This is a genomic window from Hungatella effluvii (genome assembly GCF_003201875.1).
In the GTDB taxonomy this organism is placed as follows: domain Bacteria; phylum Bacillota; class Clostridia; order Lachnospirales; family Lachnospiraceae; genus Hungatella; species Hungatella effluvii.
In genome coordinates this window covers 263520-281748 of sequence record NZ_QJKD01000006.1, presented here as the reverse complement: position 1 = coordinate 281748, position 18229 = coordinate 263520, and the positions used below count along the sequence as shown (strand labels likewise).

Here is an 18229-nt window from a genome sequence, read left to right as displayed (position 1 = left end):
CTGCGTGTATTCCTATTGATTATAAATGAGCCATTTGGAGGTGTGATGGATTTTATGTGTAGTTTTCATGGAGACTGTCGTCTTTCTGATAATTGAAATTCACCGTTACCCGGACTCCGATCCCGGTATTCATGACCGTGCACGCGGCTTCATGACGGTCCAGAATCATCCTGGCAAGATAGAGCCCGAGACCGCTGCCTCCGGTCTCACGGCTGCGGGATGCCTCCACCCGGTAAAAGGGTTCAAAGAGGCGGGGAAGTGATTCCGGTGGGATGTGGACCCCGCTGTTCTCTATGTCCAGAATAAACCCTGTGTCCTTTTCAGAGAGAGCGACTGAAATAAGAGCCGCGTCCGGTGAGTATTTCAAGGCATTGGTCAGCAGGTTGGATATGGCGCAGCTTAACAGGATCCGGTCTCCCTGGATCACGGCTTTTGGCGGTAAAGAGACGGATATTTGCTGTTCTTTCAGCTGGGCGAAATCCTCGGCCAGATCGAGCTGTTCCTGAATTAGTTCTGTCAAGCTGACCGGATCGCTGCGGACGGCGGAGTCGTCCTGTTCCATACGGAAAATCGTCAGCATTTCCTGAATCAGCTTCTCCATGCGGCCGGTTACAGCGAGAGACCGGGCCAGATATTTATCCCGGTCCTGATAGATGTCCACCCCGGCCAGCATACCGGAAAGCTGTCCTTTCAGGACTGTAATCGGTGTTTTCAGTTCGTGGGAAGCGGCAGCAAAAAAGGCGGACCGGCGGCGTTCCATCTCGCGTTCGCGGTCAATGTCCTCCTGAAGAGAAGCGTTCGCGTCCCGGAGCTCCGACAATGCGTCTCTGAGATGATCAGAGAGTTCGTTTAAATTTCTGCCAAGCATACCGATTTCATCTTTTCGTGTCTCCGGACATTTCCAGTCGAAATCGAGGGACGCCAGCTTTCGGGAGATACCGCTTAGCCTGACAATGGGCCGGGTGATGCAGCGGGAGTAAAAAAGAGCCCCCAGCAGGGAGATGACAAACATGATCAGAATAAGACAGGGCAGCACACGCCGCATGGCCTCGGAGGTCTCATTGACAGCGGAAACACGGATAACGACGCTTAAATCATACGGCTTGCCGCTTCCCTTGAACGTTACGGCCGCATCCCAGTCCGTACTCGTATATTCGACTTCCGGGGAATCGGAAACGACTGTGGCAGCAGTGGAACGGCATGTGGATACGGAAGAGCCATAGTCTTCTATAGTGACTGAATCCACAGCCTCCTCCGGTGCATTGCCGGGCAGGAGGGACGTTTCTCCGTCTCCGGCCGTAATCAGAATCTCCGCGTTGTTCTCCTTCTCAAAACGGGAGATCAGCGGACCGCTTTCCTCAAAGGTCGTTTCCCCTAAATCGCTGATCAGCCGGTCCACCTTTTCGTTTAAATTATCGGCAATGATGGAGCGATAGGATATCGGTGTCGCCCATGCGAGAAAGAGATAGGTTACACTGCTGGATATGAGCAGAATCACGATCGTCATCAAGAAAATGCGCGCAGTCAGACTTGTCCGAATATCAATGAATCTTTTCAACACGGTATCCCACCCCCCTTACCGTTTCAATATAGTCACGGTTCAGCTTCTTTCGCAGATTTTTGATATGGCTGTCCACGATGCGCTCGTCACCGATAAAATCGTAATTCCATAGTTGTCCCAACAGCACAGAACGGGTCAGAACGCGCCCCTGATTCAGTAAAAGTTCTTTTAAAAGTTCGAATTCCCGGGTGGTTAGATCGAGTAATGCTCCATCTACAGTTACCCGGTACGCGTCTAAGTCCATGACGATATCACGGTAGAAGAGCTGACGGCTTTCTGTATCAGACCCGGTCCGGCGCAGAACCGCGGCAATTTTTCTCAGAAGTATGGGCATGGAAAATGGTTTTGTCACGTAGTCATCGATCTGCAGATCAAATCCGCGGATCTGGTTTTCCTCTGTATCCAGAGCAGTCACCATGATGACCGGAACATCAGATTCCCTGCGGATGAGCTCGCATACGCCGTAGCCGTCGATCTTGGGAAGCATTAAGTCCAGCAATATTAAATCCCAGCTTTCCCGGTGGAAACAGTCCATCGCCTGGATTCCGTCACTGGCCGCAGACACGCTGTAACCGGCGTCTCGCAGATATGCACAAAGCATTTCCTGAATATCGGGTTCGTCTTCAATAACTAAAATTCGTTTCATAGGTTACTCCTCCTGTAAACCAGTATATCATGGCTCTTTGAATTTTGCGTGGAGTTTTCTGAGATTCTTTCTTTAAATTATTTGTTTAAATACAGTTATGTTGGCAGGAAGAGAAGTATTATTTCTGTGAACCTTTACTTTTTGCTGACAGTATACAAATGTCAACCATATACTAATACAGGTTGACATTTGCATAATTTATTGGTAATATCAATATTATCACAATTGTAAACCGTATATATTTTTTAGTTTACAATCAAAAAGTAACAGGAGGAACTATGGCAGAAAGAGCAGAAAAGAAACTACAATACACCTCGGCGATAAACCTTACATACACCGCAATGTTTACAACGCTGATTGCCGCCGGTGCATTTATCAAAATACCGGTTCCCGTGGTGCCGTTTACGCTTCAGTTTTTATTTACCATGCTGGCGGGGCTGCTGTTAGGCGGAAAGGGCGGTGCGCTCAGTGCAGCCCTCTATATGATATTAGGCTTGGCCGGGCTTCCGATTTTTGCGGAAGGAGGCGGGCTCTGGTACCTTTTGAAACCCAGCTTCGGTTATATCATCGGTTTCTGTCTGGCAAGCTATGTGACTGGAAAAATGGTTGAAAAGCAGAATCCACTGACGATGAAAAGGCTGCTGACTGCAAATTTCACCGGCCTTTTCATCGTTTACGGCATGGGGATGATTTATTACTATGTCATCTGCAATTTCATCATCAATACGCCGATCGGACTGTGGCCGCTGTTTTTGTACTGCTTTATTCTGGCAGTTCCGGGGGATCTCTGTTTGTGCGTTCTGGCCGCGTACCTTGTAAAGCGCATTCAGCCTGTTATGAGGAAAATGAGGGGAATGGGAATATGATTGAAGAATTAAAGGAACGGGTATTGGCAGGAGAACAGATTAACCGGGCAGAAGCGCTGCGTCTGGCGGAGGCGCCGTTAAAGGAGCTGACCGAAGCGGCGGATGAAATCCGTACCCGCTTTTGCGGCCGCACATTTGACCTGTGTACAATTATCAATGGAAAATGCGGAAGATGTTCGGAGGACTGTAAGTACTGCGCCCAGAGTGTCCATTACCACACCGCCTGCACCGGGGCATATGAGCTCTTGCGGGCGGAAAAGCTTGTGGAACAGGCGAAATATAACGCGGAACAGGGCGTCCTTCGTTATTCCATTGTGACCTCCGGAAAAAGGCTTTCTGACCGGGAAGTGGATGCAGTTTGTGAAAGCATACGCGAAATAAGAGCGCAGGTCGGAATTTTGGTATGCGTTTCTTTCGGGCTCTTATCAGAAAGGCAGTTTGAGAAACTGAAACGTGCCGGGGCATCACGGGTTCACTGTAATCTGGAGACGTCTGAGCGCTATTTTCCCCAGGTCTGCACCACGCATACCTACCGCGATAAGATTGAGACCTTAAAGGCTGCCATAAGAGCCGGACTTGAGGTCTGTTCCGGCGGCATCATTGGCCTGGGAGAGACCATGGAGGATCGTATCGATATGGTTCTGACTGCCAGGGAACTGGGCGTAAAATCGATTCCGGTGAATCTGCTGAATCCGATTCCTGGAACCCCTTATGAACATAACCCGGTTCTCACTAACGAAGAATTATGCCGGACGGCAGCCGTATTTCGTTTTCTGATCCCGGATGCCTCCATACGCCTGGCAGGCGGCCGGGGGCTGGTGGAGGATAAAGGGGAAAAGTGTTTTAAGAGCGGAGCTAACGCAGCCATAAGCGGAGATATGCTGACCACCGCAGGGATTACGGTACAGACGGATATGGAACTGCTGAAAAACATTGGATACGAGGTTAAATTGGACGATGAGTAAAAATATCTTTATCACCGGGACCGGGACGGATATCGGAAAAACGTTTGTGACTGGTCTGATTGTCAAAAAACTGCATGAGAGCGGACACAGCGCCGCCTACTATAAAGCTGCCATGAGCGGAAATGACCGCCGGGAAGACGGGAGCCTGATACCGGGGGATGCGCTGTATGTAAAGACAGTCTCCGGCATCGGACAGCCTTTGGAGGAAATGTGTCCGTACATCTATGAAAATGCCTTTTCGCCTCACCTTGCCTCACGGCTTGAGGGAAATCCGGTGCAGATGCAGGTGGTGAAAAAAGGCTTCGAGGCCGTAGGCCGGAAGTATGAATACGTCACCATGGAGGGCAGCGGCGGCATCCTCTGTCCCCTCTGTTACGACGAAGCAAAGATTCAGCTGGAGGATGTGATCCGGGAACTGGGACTGGCCTGCCTGATCGTCGCAGACGCGGGGCTCGGCACAATCAACGATGTGGTCCTCACGGCCTGCTACATGCGTGCCCGGAATATTCCCGTGAAAGGAATTATTTTCAACCATTTCCACGCCGGAGATATGATGGAAGAGGACAATCGGAACATGTGTGAATCGCTGACAGGCCTAACCGTGCTGGCCTGTGTCAAAGACGGCGATACGGAGCTGGCCATGGAGGCAGAGGAACTGGTGTCGTTATATGAGCCGGGAGAGGAGGTATCCATATGATCTGGTATCCATATCAGCAGATGAAGACGATGAAAACGCCTTATAGGATTGTCAACGCGGAGGGCGTCTGTCTTTATACGGAGAACCGGAAACTGATAGACTCTGTATCATCCTGGTGGAGCGTGATTCATGGTTATAAGCATCCGGTGCTGACCGAGGCGGTCAAGTCTCAGGCCGACTGCTTTTCCCATGTCATGCTGGGGGGACTGACCCATGAACCGGTGGAAAAGCTGTCATCCAAACTGCAGGAATGGCTGCCGGGAGATTTAGACTACTGCTTCTTTTCGGACTCCGGAAGCGTGGCGGTGGAGGTGGCCCTGAAAATGGCGCTGCAATTCTATACTAACCGGAACATCAGGCGGGAGAAAGTCCTGTCTCTGACTCATTCTTACCACGGCGATACCTTTAAAGCGATGGAAGTAGGAGATGATGAGGATTACCACTTCGCCTTCGGAAAGAAAAAGAATGTTATTCATATACCGACGGAAATACCGGCGCTTGAGGAAGCATTTCACCTCCATCACGACGAACTGAACTGCCTGATCGTCGAACCGCTTCTGCAGGGAGCCGGAGGCATGCTCATGTACGATATATCTTTCATAAAGCGGGCCAGAGAGCTGTGCGATGAGTATGACGTGCTTCTGATCTTTGATGAGGTGGCCACCGGCTTCGGCCGGACGGGGCACCGGTTCGTAGCCGATCTGGTATGCCCGGATATTCTGGTACTGGGAAAGGCGCTGACCGGCGGCTATATCGGGCACGCGGTGACGGTTGCGAACCACAAGGTATACCAGGGCTTTTACGGGGATGATCCCTCCCTGGCGCTGATGCATGGCCCTACTTTTATGGGAAATGCCCTGGCCTGCAGTGTGGCGTTAAAATCGATTGAACTTTTCGAGTCGGAAGACTATATGGCGAAAATCAGCCGGATCGCAGCGATTACCAGGAGAGAGATGGAGGGCTTCGAGGACAGCCGCATAAAAGAGGTGCGCATGATGGGTGGCTGCGTCTGTGTGGAGGTCTTCGATCCGGCTGTATTGGAGGGATACCAGCAGTTCGCATTTGAACGGGGCGTATTCAGCCGTCCGTTTTTGAGATATCTGTACGCGATGGTTCCATATGTGATCGAGGAGGCGGAGCTGGTAACGGTATTGGATACGATGAAGGCCTGGTTTCAAATGCGTTAGTGCATTCCCCACCTCTTTAAGTCTCTACATACCTTTTCAAATGACGGGATTGTATGGTACAATGAAATTAGAATTTTTACAATCGGTTAAAATATGAAAAGGGAGGCCTCATTCTAATGAAGTGGGAATTATGTATATTGGCAGCAGTATTACTGCTCCTGACTGGATGCAACAGCCAGAAAGCAGAAAGTCCTGAAGAGCAGACTGGTACAGGTGTCACAGAGGTTGTGAAAGCGGATCCAACTACCCAATCCGCCCTGGATTCGGAAGCGGAAATACCGGAATGGTGGGGAAGCTATGAGGATGGTGACAGGCAACTGGGGATCACGAATTTTAATGGAACCATGTTTTGGTTTGAATTAAAGGCAGGAGAGCCGCACACGCTGGAGGGCGCTGCGGCTGTAGATCCTGAGAATCAGTATGCAGCTGATTATATGGATCTGCATTTCGAATATAAGAAGGAAACAGGAGATGTCGTAATTACCCTGTGGGAAGAGCGGGAAGATTCCAATGAACGAATCGTTTTTACCGGAACGTATTCTCCACATTCGGATCAGGAATGACCGGAGACCTATGAAATGGATGATGAAAACTGAGGTCTTTCGACAGGAAAGCCGAAAACCATACTGAAGAATAAGACTATAATCTGATAAAAGAGACGGGCTGACGGTTAAATACATTTTTAACCGTCAGCCCATTTCGTGTCTTCCTGATCCACTGATAACGGGATCTGTTCCATAAATGCAGCGGTTGGTTGACAAATAAAGTTGTCAAATAGTATTGACAAGGAAAGTTGTCAATGATATACTGAGTTGACAAGAATAATTGTCAAATTGTAAATGGTAATTGTCATATGGAAAGGAGAGCTATGCCATTATATAACAGGTTAAAGGAACACCGGGCAAGGCTCGGCGTGAATCAGGCGGAGTTGGGTAATCTGGCAGGTGTATCCAGACAGACGATCAGTTTAATTGAGCGGGGCGATTACTCCCCCTCGGTGACATTGGCGCTTAAGCTGGCACGGATTCTGTCCGTAACAGTGGAAGACATTTTTGCGTATGAAGAGGAGGAGACAAAATGAAAGTAAAAAATTCATATTTAAAACTAATGCTGTGGGCTTTGACAGGGGCGGCGATCGGAGCAGTGCTTGGAGCCGGATCCATATTGTTTGCAAAAGGAGGGGCGGCCTCCCTGGCAGAACTGCTGTATGCGGGAGCGGTGCGGTCTACCTTATGGATTCAGCTGATAGTCTGGCTGGTACTAGGAGGCTGCTCCCTGATTTTGATGAACAAGGCGAAGAAGTGGTCCCCCCTTATGGATTCCGATGAGGAAGGCATAACGGAGAAAAAAGTAGGCGACGCTCAGAATATTGTTTTGACTCTTACCAATGTCAATTTGGTCATTCAGTTTATGGCATTCGGCATAGGATTCGATAAGAGAAACACGTTTGCACTTTGGTCTGTGGTCGTATTTTTAGTATCCACAATCTCCATGGTCTGTGTGGAAATAGCGGTTATCAAACAGGTAAAGAAGACGAATCCACTGAAAAAGGGGGATCCTGCGGATTTTGCCTTTTTGAAGACATGGGAAGAGAGCTGCGATGAAGCGGAACGGCTGCAGATTTATCACTGCGGTTACAAGGCATTTCAGATAACGAGACATGCACTTTTGTTTGGGCTTGTGATCGCATTAATAGGAAAACTGAACATGGGGACAGGCAGTATGTCCATCCTGCTGTTAGGTCTGATCATGTTGATCCAAAGCATTTCCTATGGGATTTATTCTTTGAGAGAGAAAAAAGGATTGCAGGAATAGGATTGTAATTTCGCATGGTATGAGGGCACGATATAAGGGGAAAAGGAAGCGGTTCACTTCCTTTTCCCCCTATACTTATGGCCGCAGACCGAATATTTGGCCTTACTTTAGCCCCATTTCTTCCCGAACCTCCATGAAGCATTTTACAATAAAATCAATGTCTTCTTTTGTATGGCTCGCGCATACCTGGGTACGGATTCTCGCCTTCCCCTTTGGTACGACCGGGAACGAGAAGGCCACGACATAGACCCCCTTTGCCATCATTCTCTTTGCAAATTCCCCAGCCAGTTTTTCATCATACAACATGACCGGCACGCAAGGGTGGGGTCCCGGAATGATATCGAATCCGTTGTCTGTCAGCTGCTTTCTGTAGTATGCGGTGGTTTCCTCCAGATGATCCCGCAGCTCCGTGCTTTCCTCCAGCATGTCAAACAGTTCTAAGCTGGCGCCGACGATCGCAGGCGCCAGGGTGTTGGAGAATAAGTATGGACGGCTTCTCTGACGAAGCAGATCGATAATTTCCCTGCGCCCGGAGGTGTATCCGCCTGACGCTCCACCCAGAGCCTTACCGAGCGTACCAGTGATGATATCCACGCGGCCTTCCACGCCATTGTATTCCGCCGTTCCGCGGCCGTGTTTTCCAATGAAGCCTACTGCGTGGCTGTCATCTACTATAACCAATGCATGGTACTGGTCTGCCAGATCACAGACACCCTTTAAGTTGCAGATGATTCCGTCCATAGAGAATACGCCGTCTGTGGCGATCAGCTTGATTCTTGCTCCGGCAGCATCTGCCTCCTGAAGCTTCTTTTCCAGATCGGCCATGTCATTATTCTTGTAACGATACCGTTTGGCCTTGCAGAGCCGAACGCCGTCGATGATAGAAGCGTGGTTCAGTTCGTCGCTGATAACCGCATCGTTCTCTGTGAGAATCGTCTCGAACAGGCCGCCGTTGGCATCGAAGCAGGAGGAGTAAAGAATCGTATCATCTGTTCCAAGGAAATTGGAAATCTTTGCTTCCAGTTCCTTATGAATGTCCTGGGTTCCGCAGATGAAACGGACAGAAGCCATGCCGTAGCCCCGGTTGTCGTACGTTCTCTTTGCGGCATCGATCAGTCTCTGGTTGTCGCCAAGGCCAAGATAGTTATTCGCGCACATGTTGATGACTTCCCGGCCGTCCTCCAGCTTTACGCGGGCGCCCTGGGCGGAAGCGATTGGTGCTTCTCCCTTAAACAGGCCGGCTTCCCTGATGTCTTCCACTTCTTTCGTATAAATACTTAAAATATCGTTTTTGCGAGCCATTTTCAAATCTCCTTTTTCTTTAATCATTGATATGGGACCAGTCCAGAATTACTTTGCCCGACTGTCCGGAAATCATAGCTTCAAATCCCTTTTCGTAATCGCGGATATCAAACCGGTGAGTGATGATCGGCGATATATCCAGACCGGCCTGGACCATGGTGGTCATCTTATACCAGGTATCCCAGACCTTTCTGCCGTAAATACCGCGAAGATTCAGGCCATTGAATATAACGGTCTCTAAGTCAACCGTGGTTTCCCGTCCCTGGAGCCCCAACAGCGCAATCTTACCGCCGTGCTTCATATTATGGATCATATCGGAAAGACCGGCCGGACTTCCAGACATCTCCATGCCCACGTCAAAGCCTTCCGTCATCCCGATGGATTTCATCACATCGCCCAGCGTCTCTTTTCTTAAGTTGACCGTTCTTGTAGCCCCCAGCTTCTTCGCCAGATCCAGCCGGTAATCGTTTAAATCTGTTACGACCACATGGCGCGCTCCGCAGAATTTTGCGATGGCCGCGGCCATGATACCGATAGGGCCTGTCCCGGCAATCAGGACATCCTCACCCAGAAGGTCGTAGGAGAGCGCCGTATGTGTGGCGTTGCCGAACGGATCAAAGATGGAGTAGAGCTCCTCTGGAATATTCGGATTACAGGGCCACACGTTAGAAGACGGAATCACCAGATATTCTGCAAACGCTCCGTTTCGGTTTACACCGACTCCTTTTGCATCCCGGCAGTTTTCCTTATGGCCTTCCAGACAGTTCCGACATTTACCACAGGTGATATGGCCTTCACCGGATACCAGATCCCCCACCTGATGTCCGGTTACGCCCGCGCCCGTCTCCACGATCTCGCCCACATATTCGTGGCCGGCGGTCAGGCCGATCGGAATGGTGTGCTGTGCCCATTCATTCCATTGATAGATGTGTACGTCCGTGCCGCAGATGGCCGTTTTATGAATCTTGATTTTTACATCATTCGGCCCAACGGCCGGAACCGGCACGCGCTCCATCCAGAGTCCTTCCTCCGGTTTCTTTTTCGTCAATGCCCACATGGTTTGTTCCTGCATGATATTACCCCCTTTATACTGCTTGATTATGGAAAAATACAATTTTCCGAGTATCTGATACCTACATTATAAGGGGCGGCAGGACAAATAGCAAGAAAAATGTTCCGTATCGAGCGGACATTTTCGAAAGAAGTGTATTTGTGTCGCGAACACGAACGATTGTTTTTTTCTGGCATACACTTGGGAATCTCGATGGAATCCTGAGCGCTTTCCTGACTCATTTTTCTGTTGCCGCTGACGGCCTCCTGTGTTAAACTCTGAGTAGAAAATACAGAAGATTGGCAGGTAGAAGGAGAGGCTATGGTAAGATACGTACTTCAGGAAGATAAAGAAATGATTCTGTCTATGATGGAATTGGTTAAAGATGATTTCGCCGGGTATAAGGAAGATGATTTTCTGGCGGCACTCAGTGAGTCAATCGGTAAGAACGAGGCTTTTATAGACGACAGGAATGGCGTGCCGGCAGGCCTGATTCTATTCACAAAGGCGGGGAAAGAACTCACGTTTCTGGCGACCCATCCGGATTATCGGAAAAATGGGGTGGCAAACGGGCTGATTCGAAAGATGACAGAGTGCTTCGAAGCCGGCGATCAGATCTCTGTCGTTACGTTTCAGGACGGTGATCCAAAGGGAATCGCGGCGCGGGCATGTTACCATTCCTGCGGGTTTACAGACGCGGAGGAACTCGTTGTATTTGATTATCCCTGTCAGAAGATGATTTTGAAATTATAAATGTGTATTGTTCAAATTGACAATTATATATCACACTCGGCGGTATTTATATATACAATGTGCACAAATATGTTTTGACTTTTAGAAAATGTTGGAATATAATATAATTATGAAAGAAGGAGGTACTTATGGATACAAAAGCGAAAAAACTAACCAATGAAGTAGGGGCACCTGTCGCTGAGAATGAGCATTCGCTGACTGCGGGTCCGAGAGGCCCTGTTATGATGCAGGATGTCTGGCTTATGGAGAAATTAGCACATTTTGACAGAGAAGTAATTCCTGAGAGGCGTATGCATGCCAAGGGCTGGGGCGCTTATGGGACCTTTGAATGTACCGAGGATATCTCCGCTTTTACGAAGGCAAAGGTGCTGCAGAAGGGCACAAAAACAGATCTTTTTGTACGTTTTTCAACGGTAGCGGGGGAACGGGGCGCGGCTGACGCAGAGCGCGATATCCGAGGCGTGGCAATCAAATTTTATACAGAAGAAGGAAACTGGGATCTGGTCGGAAATAATACACCAACCTTCTTCCTTCGTGATGTACATAATTTCCCGGATTTGAACCGTGCGGTAAAGCGCGATCCTCAGACCGGCATGCGCTCTGCGCAGAATAACTGGGATTTCTGGACGCTGCTGCCGGAGACGTTCCATCAGACGACCGTTGTAATGTCTGACCGCGGAATTCCCGCGTCTTTCCGTCATATGAATCTCTATGGAGAACATACCTTTAGTTTTTATAATAAAGATAATGAGCGATTCTGGTGCAAATTTCATTTTATAACCCAGCAGGGGATTAAAAACCTGACGGACGAAGAGGCCGGGGCGCTTATCGCAAAAGACAGGGAGAGCCATGGCCGTGATTTGTACGAATCGATCGTAAAGGGCGAATATCCGCGCTGGACTATGTATGTCCAGATTATGACAGAGGAACAGGCGAGGAATCATTATGAAAATCCATTTGATATCACAAAGATCTGGCGTCATAAGGAATTTCCGCTTCAGAAGGTGGGCGTGCTGGAGTTAAACCGCAATCCGGAAAACTATTTCGCAGAGGTCGAGCAGTCCGCATTTACACCGGCCCATGTTGTTCCCGGAATCGGTTTTTCACCGGATAAGTTCCTGCAGGGCCGTTTATTTGTCTACGGCGACGCGCAGAGATACCGTCTGGGCATCAACTACAATCAGATTCCGGTCAACCGGCCCAAGGTCGAAGTTCACGATTACCACAGAGACGGACTCATGCGGACGGACGGCAATTACGGCGGCGCTCCCGCCTATTCACCGAACAGCATGGGAGACTGGGCGGCTCAGCCTGACGTCATGGAACCGCCGCTCGATTTATCCGGGGCGATGTATGCCTACGATCCCCAGGACGATCCTACAGACGACTGCTTCCGGGCGGGCGGCGACCTGTGGAGAGTACTGAAAGAGGACAAGCGGGAGCTGCTGATCGGCAATACCGCAAGAAATATTGCGTCTGTCATGGAGAATATCAAATACCGCCATGCCGTTCATTGCTACTGGGCCGATGAAGAGTACGGGATCCGGATCACGGAGGCCATGGGCCTTGACTTAAACCGCGTTCTGGAACTGGCGGAGCCTCACAGCCATGAGAAGCTGATTCAGGCTACGTTAAACTGATACACAGAGGAGAGGTGGTTCCATTCGGGTATCATCGAAGCAAATTTCTGTCATTGCAGATACAGGAAAAGTAAGGCTTTTGGGGAAGTCCTCGGAAGCCTTGCTTTTCCTGTGTCTGAGGGTTACAATTCACTCCCCACCAGTGGCGCCGCAGTCCGGTTTGGCCGGGCAGGCTTCCTTCATCGGGCAGACGTTGCTTTCATCCGTACAATTTGGTATACTTTTCTATAGAAAGCAGTAACCGGACGTTGAAGCACACAGCGAATTCCCGCGAAGGAGGATGAGCGATGAAGGTAAAAACGGTAACCAGATATAAAAATCCCGGATACCCGGCAAAAGAGGAGATACTGGCTGATCCGCAGCTGCTGAAACGGATTCCGTCCAGATGGGAAAAGAACGCTTACGTTATGACTGCGTTAGGTCTGACTGTCTCCTTAAGCGCCTGCGGTGCAAGCGCGGAAGGTGCCCAGGGAGCATCGGACCGGGTCGCTCCGGTCTTTATTCACGGCGGTGGAAGCGGGGCCTACGGCTGTGTTTCGGTGGTTTCGCCATACTTTCTGTCTGAAGAGGAGGCATTTGAGATTATACGGGCGGAGGCGGAAAGCTATGGCGGCCTCATACTGACGCAGGAGGTAGCGCCGGAGTTGAAAAACGTAAAGCTTCCCGTCACGCATATCTATCCTGAACCAGAAAAGACGAAAGAAAAAACAGTGAAAGGCAGTCTCCAGACAGATGGCTGGGATCCGAAAAAAAAGATCGCCATAGAGTTCGTGTCCAAATCAGATGTCGGAAACTGGAAGGAGACGGAAGAAGGCGTATATGCAACCGTAGAGAGCTATGCGATTCAGGATACCGCGGTGAGGCTTCAAAAAAGCCTGGAAAAGACTTCTCCGGAAGAGATCGTGGGAATATTCTATGATCCTTATGACTACGGCGATTTGATCGACGAGTACGATAAAATCCAGAAGAAATACGAAGGCAGAGAGGGAAACTACTGGGCAGCTATGTCAGAAGAGCAGAATGATATGGCGCGGGCAGCTTCCGAAGAGAATTTAAAGGCGCAGGTAAGGGATTTCATAGACTGGCTGAAGGGACAGGGGGTAATCTGATGCATATGACCCTGCACCTGACCAATGACTGTAATTTGCAGTGCGGTTACTGCTACGTATGTCAGAAACCGGAGTATATGAACCGTTCCACTGCGGAACACGCAGTCCGTCTGGCTGCCGCTTCCGGAGAGCCTTCCTGCGGTATTATATTCTTTGGAGGCGAACCTCTTTTGTGCCGCGATACGATCCGTGACACGGTGGCATACTGCAGGGCCATGGAACGGGAAAGGCCTGTCCGGTTTCATTTTAAGATGACGACTAATGGAACGCTGCTGGACCGGGATTTTCTGGAGTTTTCCCAAAAAGAGAATATATTTATCGCTCTGTCCCACGACGGAACGAGAGCGGCTCACGATTTCTTCAGACGGGATCACGGCGGAGCGGGCACGTATGACCGCCTGGAAGCCGTGACGGACATGCTCCTGGCCTCGCGCCCCTATGCGCCGGTTATGATGACCGTCTCGCCGGAAACAGCGGCAGAGTATGCGCAGGGGGTGAAGGAGCTGTGGCAGAAGGGATTTCATTACTTCATCTGCAGCCTGAATTACGCGGGGAACTGGACGAAGGAATCGGTTCGCGAATTAAGACGCCAGTACCGGGAACTGGCTGATTTTTACTATGAACTGACGAAGCGGGAGGAGAAATTTTATTTCAGCCCCTTTGAGGTGAAGATAGCCAGCCATATACAGGGAAAACAGTACTGCCACGAACGGTGTGAGCTGGGGAAAAAACAGATATCCGCCGCCCCTGACGGCCTCCTCTATCCCTGTACCCAGTTTGTGGGACACAGAGAGTTCGCGATTGGGGATGTCGTGGGCGGAATCGATGAGAAAAAGCGTACGAAGCTGTTTGAACGCAATGAACTGGAAAAAGAGGAGTGTAAGGGATGTGCCGTCATCGGCCGCTGCAACTGTCACTGCGGCTGCCTGAATTATCAGGTGACAGGCAGTATCGACCACGTAGCCCCCATGCTGTGCCAGCATGAACGAATCGTGATACCTGTCGTTGACAAGCTGGCCAAACGGCTGTTCCAGGAACGAAACGGAATGTTTATACAGAAGCATTACAACGATGTGTTTCCGCTGATCTCCATGGTGGAAGACATGGTGAAGCCGGAAAAATGAGGTACGCGGTTTTCCGATGAAACAAATTTCCGATGAAACGATAAAGAAAAAAAGCACCGGCAACGATTGATCCCAACCGTTATCGGTGCTTTTTGCTTCTTACATTAGAAAAGGAAGGTTATTCCTTATCCCTGATCTCGCTGTGGAGAGACTGGAGGGAATGAACCTCTCCCTGTCCGTGTTCCTTCACATACCGGATGCCGCTGGCCGTTGCTTTGGCGGCAGCGATGGTGGTCATGTACGGAACTTTTCCCTTGATGGCGGCCTTTCTCAAATAGCTGTCATCATGGATGCTGTCTTTTCCGACCGGGGAGTTGACAATTAACTGGATCTGTCCGTTGGTAATCATATCCAGGATGTTGGGGCGTCCCTCATAGAGCTTGTTGACGCGTGTCGCCGGGATTCCGGCGGCCTGGATCAGTTCATAGGTATTGCCGGTTGCCACGATATTAAATCCGTCCTCATGGAAGCTTCTCGCAACATCCACGACCTCCGCTTTATCCTTGCGGTTGACGGAAATGAGCACGGTTCCTTCCAGCGGAAGCTTGTTCTGTGTCGCCTCCTGAGCTTTATAGAACGCTTCGCCGTAGGAGTGGGAGAGTCCCAGCACTTCTCCGGTAGAACGCATCTCCGGCCCTAAGATCGGATCTACTTCCTGGAACATATTGAACGGGAATACCGCTTCCTTCACGCCGTAGTTCGGAATAATCTGCTCCTTTAAAGCCGGCACAGGGGACGGTCGTCCGGTCAGTTCGGAGGTAATGATATCGGTAGCCAGCGGCACCATACGGATGTTGCAGACCTTGGATACCAGCGGTACGGTACGGGAAGCGCGCGGGTTGGCCTCCAGAACGTATACTTTATCATTTTCAATGGCGTACTGCATATTCATCAGGCCGACCACGTGCATCTCTTCTGCGATTTTGCGGGTGTACTCTTTGATTGTCTCCACATTTTCCGGAGAAATCTGTACGGACGGAATGATACAGGCGGAGTCACCGGAGTGAACGCCGGCCAGCTCGATATGTTCCATGACTGCGGGCACAAACGCATGGGTGCCGTCGCTGATGGCGTCTGCCTCACATTCCATCGCGTGATTTAAGAAGCGGTCGATCAGAATCGGACGGTCAGGAGTCACTCCGACTGCGGCCTTCATGTAACCGATCATGCTCTCGTCGTCGTAGACGACCTCCATGCCGCGTCCGCCCAGTACATAGGAAGGACGAACCATCACCGGATAGCCAATCTTTGCCGCGATAGCCAGCGCTTCTTCCACGTCCACCGCCATACCGGACTCGGGCATCGGAATCTCCAGTTTCTCCATCATGGCCCGGAATAAATCGCGGTCCTCGGCGAGATCGATGACAGAAGGCGGTGTTCCCAAAATCTTCACGCCGTTCTTTTCCAAATCCGCCGCAAGATTTAACGGTGTCTGGCCGCCGAACTGGGCGATCACGCCTGCCGGCTGTTCCTTCTTATAAATACTCAGCACGTCCTCCAGCGTCAGCGGCTCGAAATACAGCTTGTCCGAGGTATCGTAATCGGTGGATACGGTCTCAGGATTACAGTTGACGATAATGGTCTCAAAGCCCAGCTTTTTAAGGGCGAGAGAGGCGTGTACACAGCAGTAATCGAATTCTATGCCCTGGCCGATTCGGTTGGGACCGCCGCCCAGGATCATGATCTTCGGTCTGTCTGTGCGGACCGGGTTCTGATCCGGTGCGTTGTAGGTGGAGTAGTAGTAAGCGCTGTCCTCGGTACCGCTTACGTGAATGCCTTCCCACGCTTCCTCCACACCGATGGCGATACGGCGGCGGCGAATGGTTTCCTCCGGAATCTGGAGCAGCTGGCTTAAGTATTTGTCGGAGAAACCGTCTTTTTTAGCGGTGGTGAGCATCTCGTCAGACGGGAGTCCGCCTCTGCAGGCGAGGAGTGCTTCCTCCTCCTCAACCAGTTCCTTCATCTGCTCGATAAACCAGGCCTTAACCTTGGTAATCTCATGGATTTCCTCCACAGAAGCACCTTTTCTCAGTGCCTCATACATGATGAAATGGCGTTCGCTGGAAGGGGTAATCAGCATGTGGAGAAGCTGTTCTTTCGTGTACGTATCGAAATCCTTCGCATGGCCCAGACCAAAACGTCCCGTCTCCAGGCTGCGGATCGCCTTCTGGAAGGCTTCCTTATAGGTTTTGCCGACACTCATAACCTCGCCGACGGCGCGCATCTGGGTTCCCAGCTTGTCCTCCACGCCTTTAAACTTTTCAAATGCCCAGCGGGCAAATTTGATGACCACATAATCGCCGTCCGGCACATACTTGTCCAGGGTGCCGTACTTTCCGCACGGAATGTCCTTTAAGGTCAGGCCGGTAGCCAGCATGGCGGACACAAGGGCGATGGGGAAGCCGGTGGCCTTGGAAGCCAGCGCGGAGGAGCGGGAGGTACGCGGATTGATTTCGATGACAATAATGCGGTCAGAAACAGGATCATGGGCAAACTGCACGTTGGTGCCGCCGATCACCTGCACTGATTCCACAATCCGGTAAGCCTGTTCCTGAAGGCGCTTCTGGCATTCTTCGGAGATGGTCAGCATGGGGGCGGAACAGAAGGAATCTCCCGTATGAACGCCTAATGGATCTATATTTTCAATAAAGCAGACGGTGATCATACGTCCTTCCCTGTCACGGACGATCTCCAGCTCCAGCTCCTCCCACCCGAGAATGGATTCCTCTACCAGTACCTGGCCTACCAGGCTGGCCTGTAAGCCTCTGGCACAGACTGTCTGAAGCTCATCCCTGTTATATACGAGACCGCCGCCGGCGCCGCCCATGGTATAAGCCGGGCGCAGAACGACCGGATAGCCCAGCTGGTCCGCGATCTTCAGCGCCTCGTCCACACTGTAAGCCACCTCGCTGCGCGCCATCTCGATCCCGAGTTCGTTCATGGCCTTCTTAAATTCGACACGGTCCTCACCGCGTTCGATGGCATCCACCTGGACACCGATGACCTGTACGTTATATTTTTCCAGAATTCCTGCTTTATTAAGCTCGGAGCAAAGGTTTAAGCCAGACTGGCCGCCGAGATTGGGAAGCAGGGCATCGGGCCGTTCCTTTGCAATAATCTGCTCTAAGCGTTCCACATTGAGTGGTTCGATGTAAGTTACATCCGCTGTCTCCGGGTCTGTCATAATCGTAGCCGGGTTGGAATTAACCAGTACAATTTCGTATCCCAGTTTCCGAAGCGCTTTGCAGGCCTGAGTACCGGAGTAGTCAAACTCGCATGCCTGACCGATGATGATCGGGCCGGAACCGATAATTAGTACTTTGTGAATATCCGTTCTCTGTGACATAATAATGTCCTCCTTTTTTCTCTTCAGTCTATTCTAGTATAAGGCGGCTCAGTTTGAAAGTATTTTTTTCAATAATTTGCAAAAATAATGCATATTTTTCCCTTTTGGGGTGGGTAAATTTTCAACCTTCCCGTATTTATATTCGGTGCTTATAATTACTTATAATA

At 50.4% G+C, this 18229-nt stretch carries 16 protein-coding genes; 11 read left to right on the top strand and 5 right to left on the bottom strand.

The genetic code is table 11. The features are described 5' to 3' along the window. Positions 1-52: 52 nt before the first annotated feature. Together DFR60_RS13670 and DFR60_RS13665 are read right to left on the bottom strand one after the other, a co-directional pair. Positions 53-1561, bottom strand: a complete 1509-nt coding sequence (locus tag DFR60_RS13670; protein WP_110323375.1) for a sensor histidine kinase — start codon at positions 1559-1561, stop codon at positions 53-55. Further along, on the bottom strand, positions 1542-2207 hold the full coding sequence (locus DFR60_RS13665) for a response regulator transcription factor (protein ID WP_110323374.1): 666 nt from the start codon (positions 2205-2207) through the stop codon (positions 1542-1544). The genes DFR60_RS13670 and DFR60_RS13665 overlap by 20 nt, the downstream gene beginning before the upstream one ends. A gap of 278 nt (positions 2208-2485) precedes the next feature. On the opposite strand from DFR60_RS13665, the gene DFR60_RS13660 reads away from it, so the two are divergent. The 7 genes from DFR60_RS13660 (at position 2486) to DFR60_RS13630 (ending at position 7737) form a co-directional block, all read left to right on the top strand. Then, the gene (locus DFR60_RS13660) at positions 2486-3073 is read left to right on the top strand and encodes a biotin transporter BioY (protein ID WP_110323373.1); all 588 of its coding nucleotides are present in this window, start codon (positions 2486-2488) and stop codon (positions 3071-3073) included. Beyond that, positions 3070-4038, top strand: coding sequence for a biotin synthase BioB (bioB, locus tag DFR60_RS13655; protein ID WP_110323372.1), 969 nt, complete (start codon positions 3070-3072; stop codon positions 4036-4038). The genes DFR60_RS13660 and bioB overlap by 4 nt, the downstream gene beginning before the upstream one ends. Continuing rightward, on the top strand, positions 4031-4735 hold the full coding sequence (gene bioD / locus DFR60_RS13650) for a dethiobiotin synthase (RefSeq protein WP_110323371.1): 705 nt from the start codon (positions 4031-4033) through the stop codon (positions 4733-4735). Before bioB ends, bioD begins: the two co-directional genes overlap by 8 nt. Next, positions 4732-5922: an adenosylmethionine--8-amino-7-oxononanoate transaminase gene (bioA, locus tag DFR60_RS13645; RefSeq protein ID WP_110323370.1), complete on the top strand. Its 1191-nt coding sequence runs from the start codon at positions 4732-4734 to the stop codon at positions 5920-5922. Before bioD ends, bioA begins: the two co-directional genes overlap by 4 nt. A gap of 116 nt (positions 5923-6038) precedes the next feature. Further along, on the top strand, positions 6039-6485 hold the full coding sequence (locus DFR60_RS13640; RefSeq protein WP_110323369.1) for a hypothetical protein: 447 nt from the start codon (positions 6039-6041) through the stop codon (positions 6483-6485). A 305-nt stretch (positions 6486-6790) separates the two neighbouring features. Then, positions 6791-7003: a helix-turn-helix transcriptional regulator gene (locus DFR60_RS13635; protein ID WP_025530979.1), complete on the top strand. Its 213-nt coding sequence runs from the start codon at positions 6791-6793 to the stop codon at positions 7001-7003. Further along, positions 7000-7737, top strand: coding sequence for a DUF3169 family protein (locus DFR60_RS13630; RefSeq protein WP_110323368.1), 738 nt, complete (start codon positions 7000-7002; stop codon positions 7735-7737). The genes DFR60_RS13635 and DFR60_RS13630 overlap by 4 nt, the downstream gene beginning before the upstream one ends. Before the next feature lie 102 nt (positions 7738-7839). Here the strand turns inward: DFR60_RS13630 and DFR60_RS13625 are convergent, their stop codons facing one another. Both DFR60_RS13625 and tdh read right to left on the bottom strand, forming a co-directional pair. After that, the gene (locus DFR60_RS13625; RefSeq protein WP_110323367.1) at positions 7840-9039 is read right to left on the bottom strand and encodes a glycine C-acetyltransferase; all 1200 of its coding nucleotides are present in this window, start codon (positions 9037-9039) and stop codon (positions 7840-7842) included. Positions 9040-9058: 19 nt separating this feature from the next. Then, entirely contained in the window at positions 9059-10111 is a 1053-nt protein-coding gene (gene tdh / locus DFR60_RS13620; RefSeq protein WP_110323366.1) for an L-threonine 3-dehydrogenase, read from the bottom strand. A gap of 300 nt (positions 10112-10411) precedes the next feature. On the opposite strand from tdh, the gene DFR60_RS13615 reads away from it, so the two are divergent. From DFR60_RS13615 to DFR60_RS13600, 4 genes are all read left to right on the top strand, one after another. Next, positions 10412-10843, top strand: a complete 432-nt coding sequence (locus DFR60_RS13615) for a GNAT family N-acetyltransferase (protein ID WP_110323365.1) — start codon at positions 10412-10414, stop codon at positions 10841-10843. A 128-nt stretch (positions 10844-10971) separates the two neighbouring features. Beyond that, complete coding sequence (locus DFR60_RS13610; RefSeq protein ID WP_110323364.1) at positions 10972-12483, top strand: catalase; 1512 nt, start codon at positions 10972-10974, stop codon at positions 12481-12483. A gap of 287 nt (positions 12484-12770) precedes the next feature. Then, positions 12771-13592, top strand: a complete 822-nt coding sequence (locus DFR60_RS13605) for a metalloprotease (RefSeq protein ID WP_110323363.1) — start codon at positions 12771-12773, stop codon at positions 13590-13592. After that, a complete protein-coding gene (locus DFR60_RS13600) occupies positions 13592-14716 on the top strand; it encodes a radical SAM/SPASM domain-containing protein (RefSeq protein ID WP_110323362.1) in 1125 nt (374 codons plus the stop codon). Before DFR60_RS13605 ends, DFR60_RS13600 begins: the two co-directional genes overlap by 1 nt. Positions 14717-14834: 118 nt before the next feature. Here DFR60_RS13600 and carB read toward each other — a convergent pair whose 3' ends face one another. Further along, positions 14835-18062, bottom strand: a complete 3228-nt coding sequence (gene carB / locus DFR60_RS13595) for a carbamoyl-phosphate synthase large subunit (protein ID WP_110323361.1) — start codon at positions 18060-18062, stop codon at positions 14835-14837. Positions 18063-18229 lie beyond the last annotated feature (167 nt).

What these genes read in the sequence shown, in the direction of transcription:
- DFR60_RS13600 (WP_110323362.1), top strand. Translation starts at nt 13,592, where the DNA reads ATGCATATGACCCTGCACCTGACCAATGACTGTAATTTGCAGTGCGGT.
- DFR60_RS13640 (WP_110323369.1), top strand. Translation starts at nt 6,039, where the DNA reads ATGAAGTGGGAATTATGTATATTGGCAGCAGTATTACTGCTCCTGACT.
- bioD (WP_110323371.1), top strand. Translation starts at nt 4,031, where the DNA reads ATGAGTAAAAATATCTTTATCACCGGGACCGGGACGGATATCGGAAAA.
- DFR60_RS13630 (WP_110323368.1), top strand. Translation starts at nt 7,000, where the DNA reads ATGAAAGTAAAAAATTCATATTTAAAACTAATGCTGTGGGCTTTGACA.
- DFR60_RS13665 (WP_110323374.1), bottom strand. Translation starts at nt 2,207, where the DNA reads ATGAAACGAATTTTAGTTATTGAAGACGAACCCGATATTCAGGAAATG.
- DFR60_RS13615 (WP_110323365.1), top strand. Translation starts at nt 10,412, where the DNA reads ATGGTAAGATACGTACTTCAGGAAGATAAAGAAATGATTCTGTCTATG.
- bioB (WP_110323372.1), top strand. Translation starts at nt 3,070, where the DNA reads ATGATTGAAGAATTAAAGGAACGGGTATTGGCAGGAGAACAGATTAAC.
- DFR60_RS13635 (WP_025530979.1), top strand. Translation starts at nt 6,791, where the DNA reads ATGCCATTATATAACAGGTTAAAGGAACACCGGGCAAGGCTCGGCGTG.
- tdh (WP_110323366.1), bottom strand. Translation starts at nt 10,111, where the DNA reads ATGCAGGAACAAACCATGTGGGCATTGACGAAAAAGAAACCGGAGGAA.
- DFR60_RS13605 (WP_110323363.1), top strand. Translation starts at nt 12,771, where the DNA reads ATGAAGGTAAAAACGGTAACCAGATATAAAAATCCCGGATACCCGGCA.
- DFR60_RS13625 (WP_110323367.1), bottom strand. Translation starts at nt 9,039, where the DNA reads ATGGCTCGCAAAAACGATATTTTAAGTATTTATACGAAAGAAGTGGAA.
- bioA (WP_110323370.1), top strand. Translation starts at nt 4,732, where the DNA reads ATGATCTGGTATCCATATCAGCAGATGAAGACGATGAAAACGCCTTAT.
- DFR60_RS13610 (WP_110323364.1), top strand. Translation starts at nt 10,972, where the DNA reads ATGGATACAAAAGCGAAAAAACTAACCAATGAAGTAGGGGCACCTGTC.
- carB (WP_110323361.1), bottom strand. Translation starts at nt 18,062, where the DNA reads ATGTCACAGAGAACGGATATTCACAAAGTACTAATTATCGGTTCCGGC.
- DFR60_RS13660 (WP_110323373.1), top strand. Translation starts at nt 2,486, where the DNA reads ATGGCAGAAAGAGCAGAAAAGAAACTACAATACACCTCGGCGATAAAC.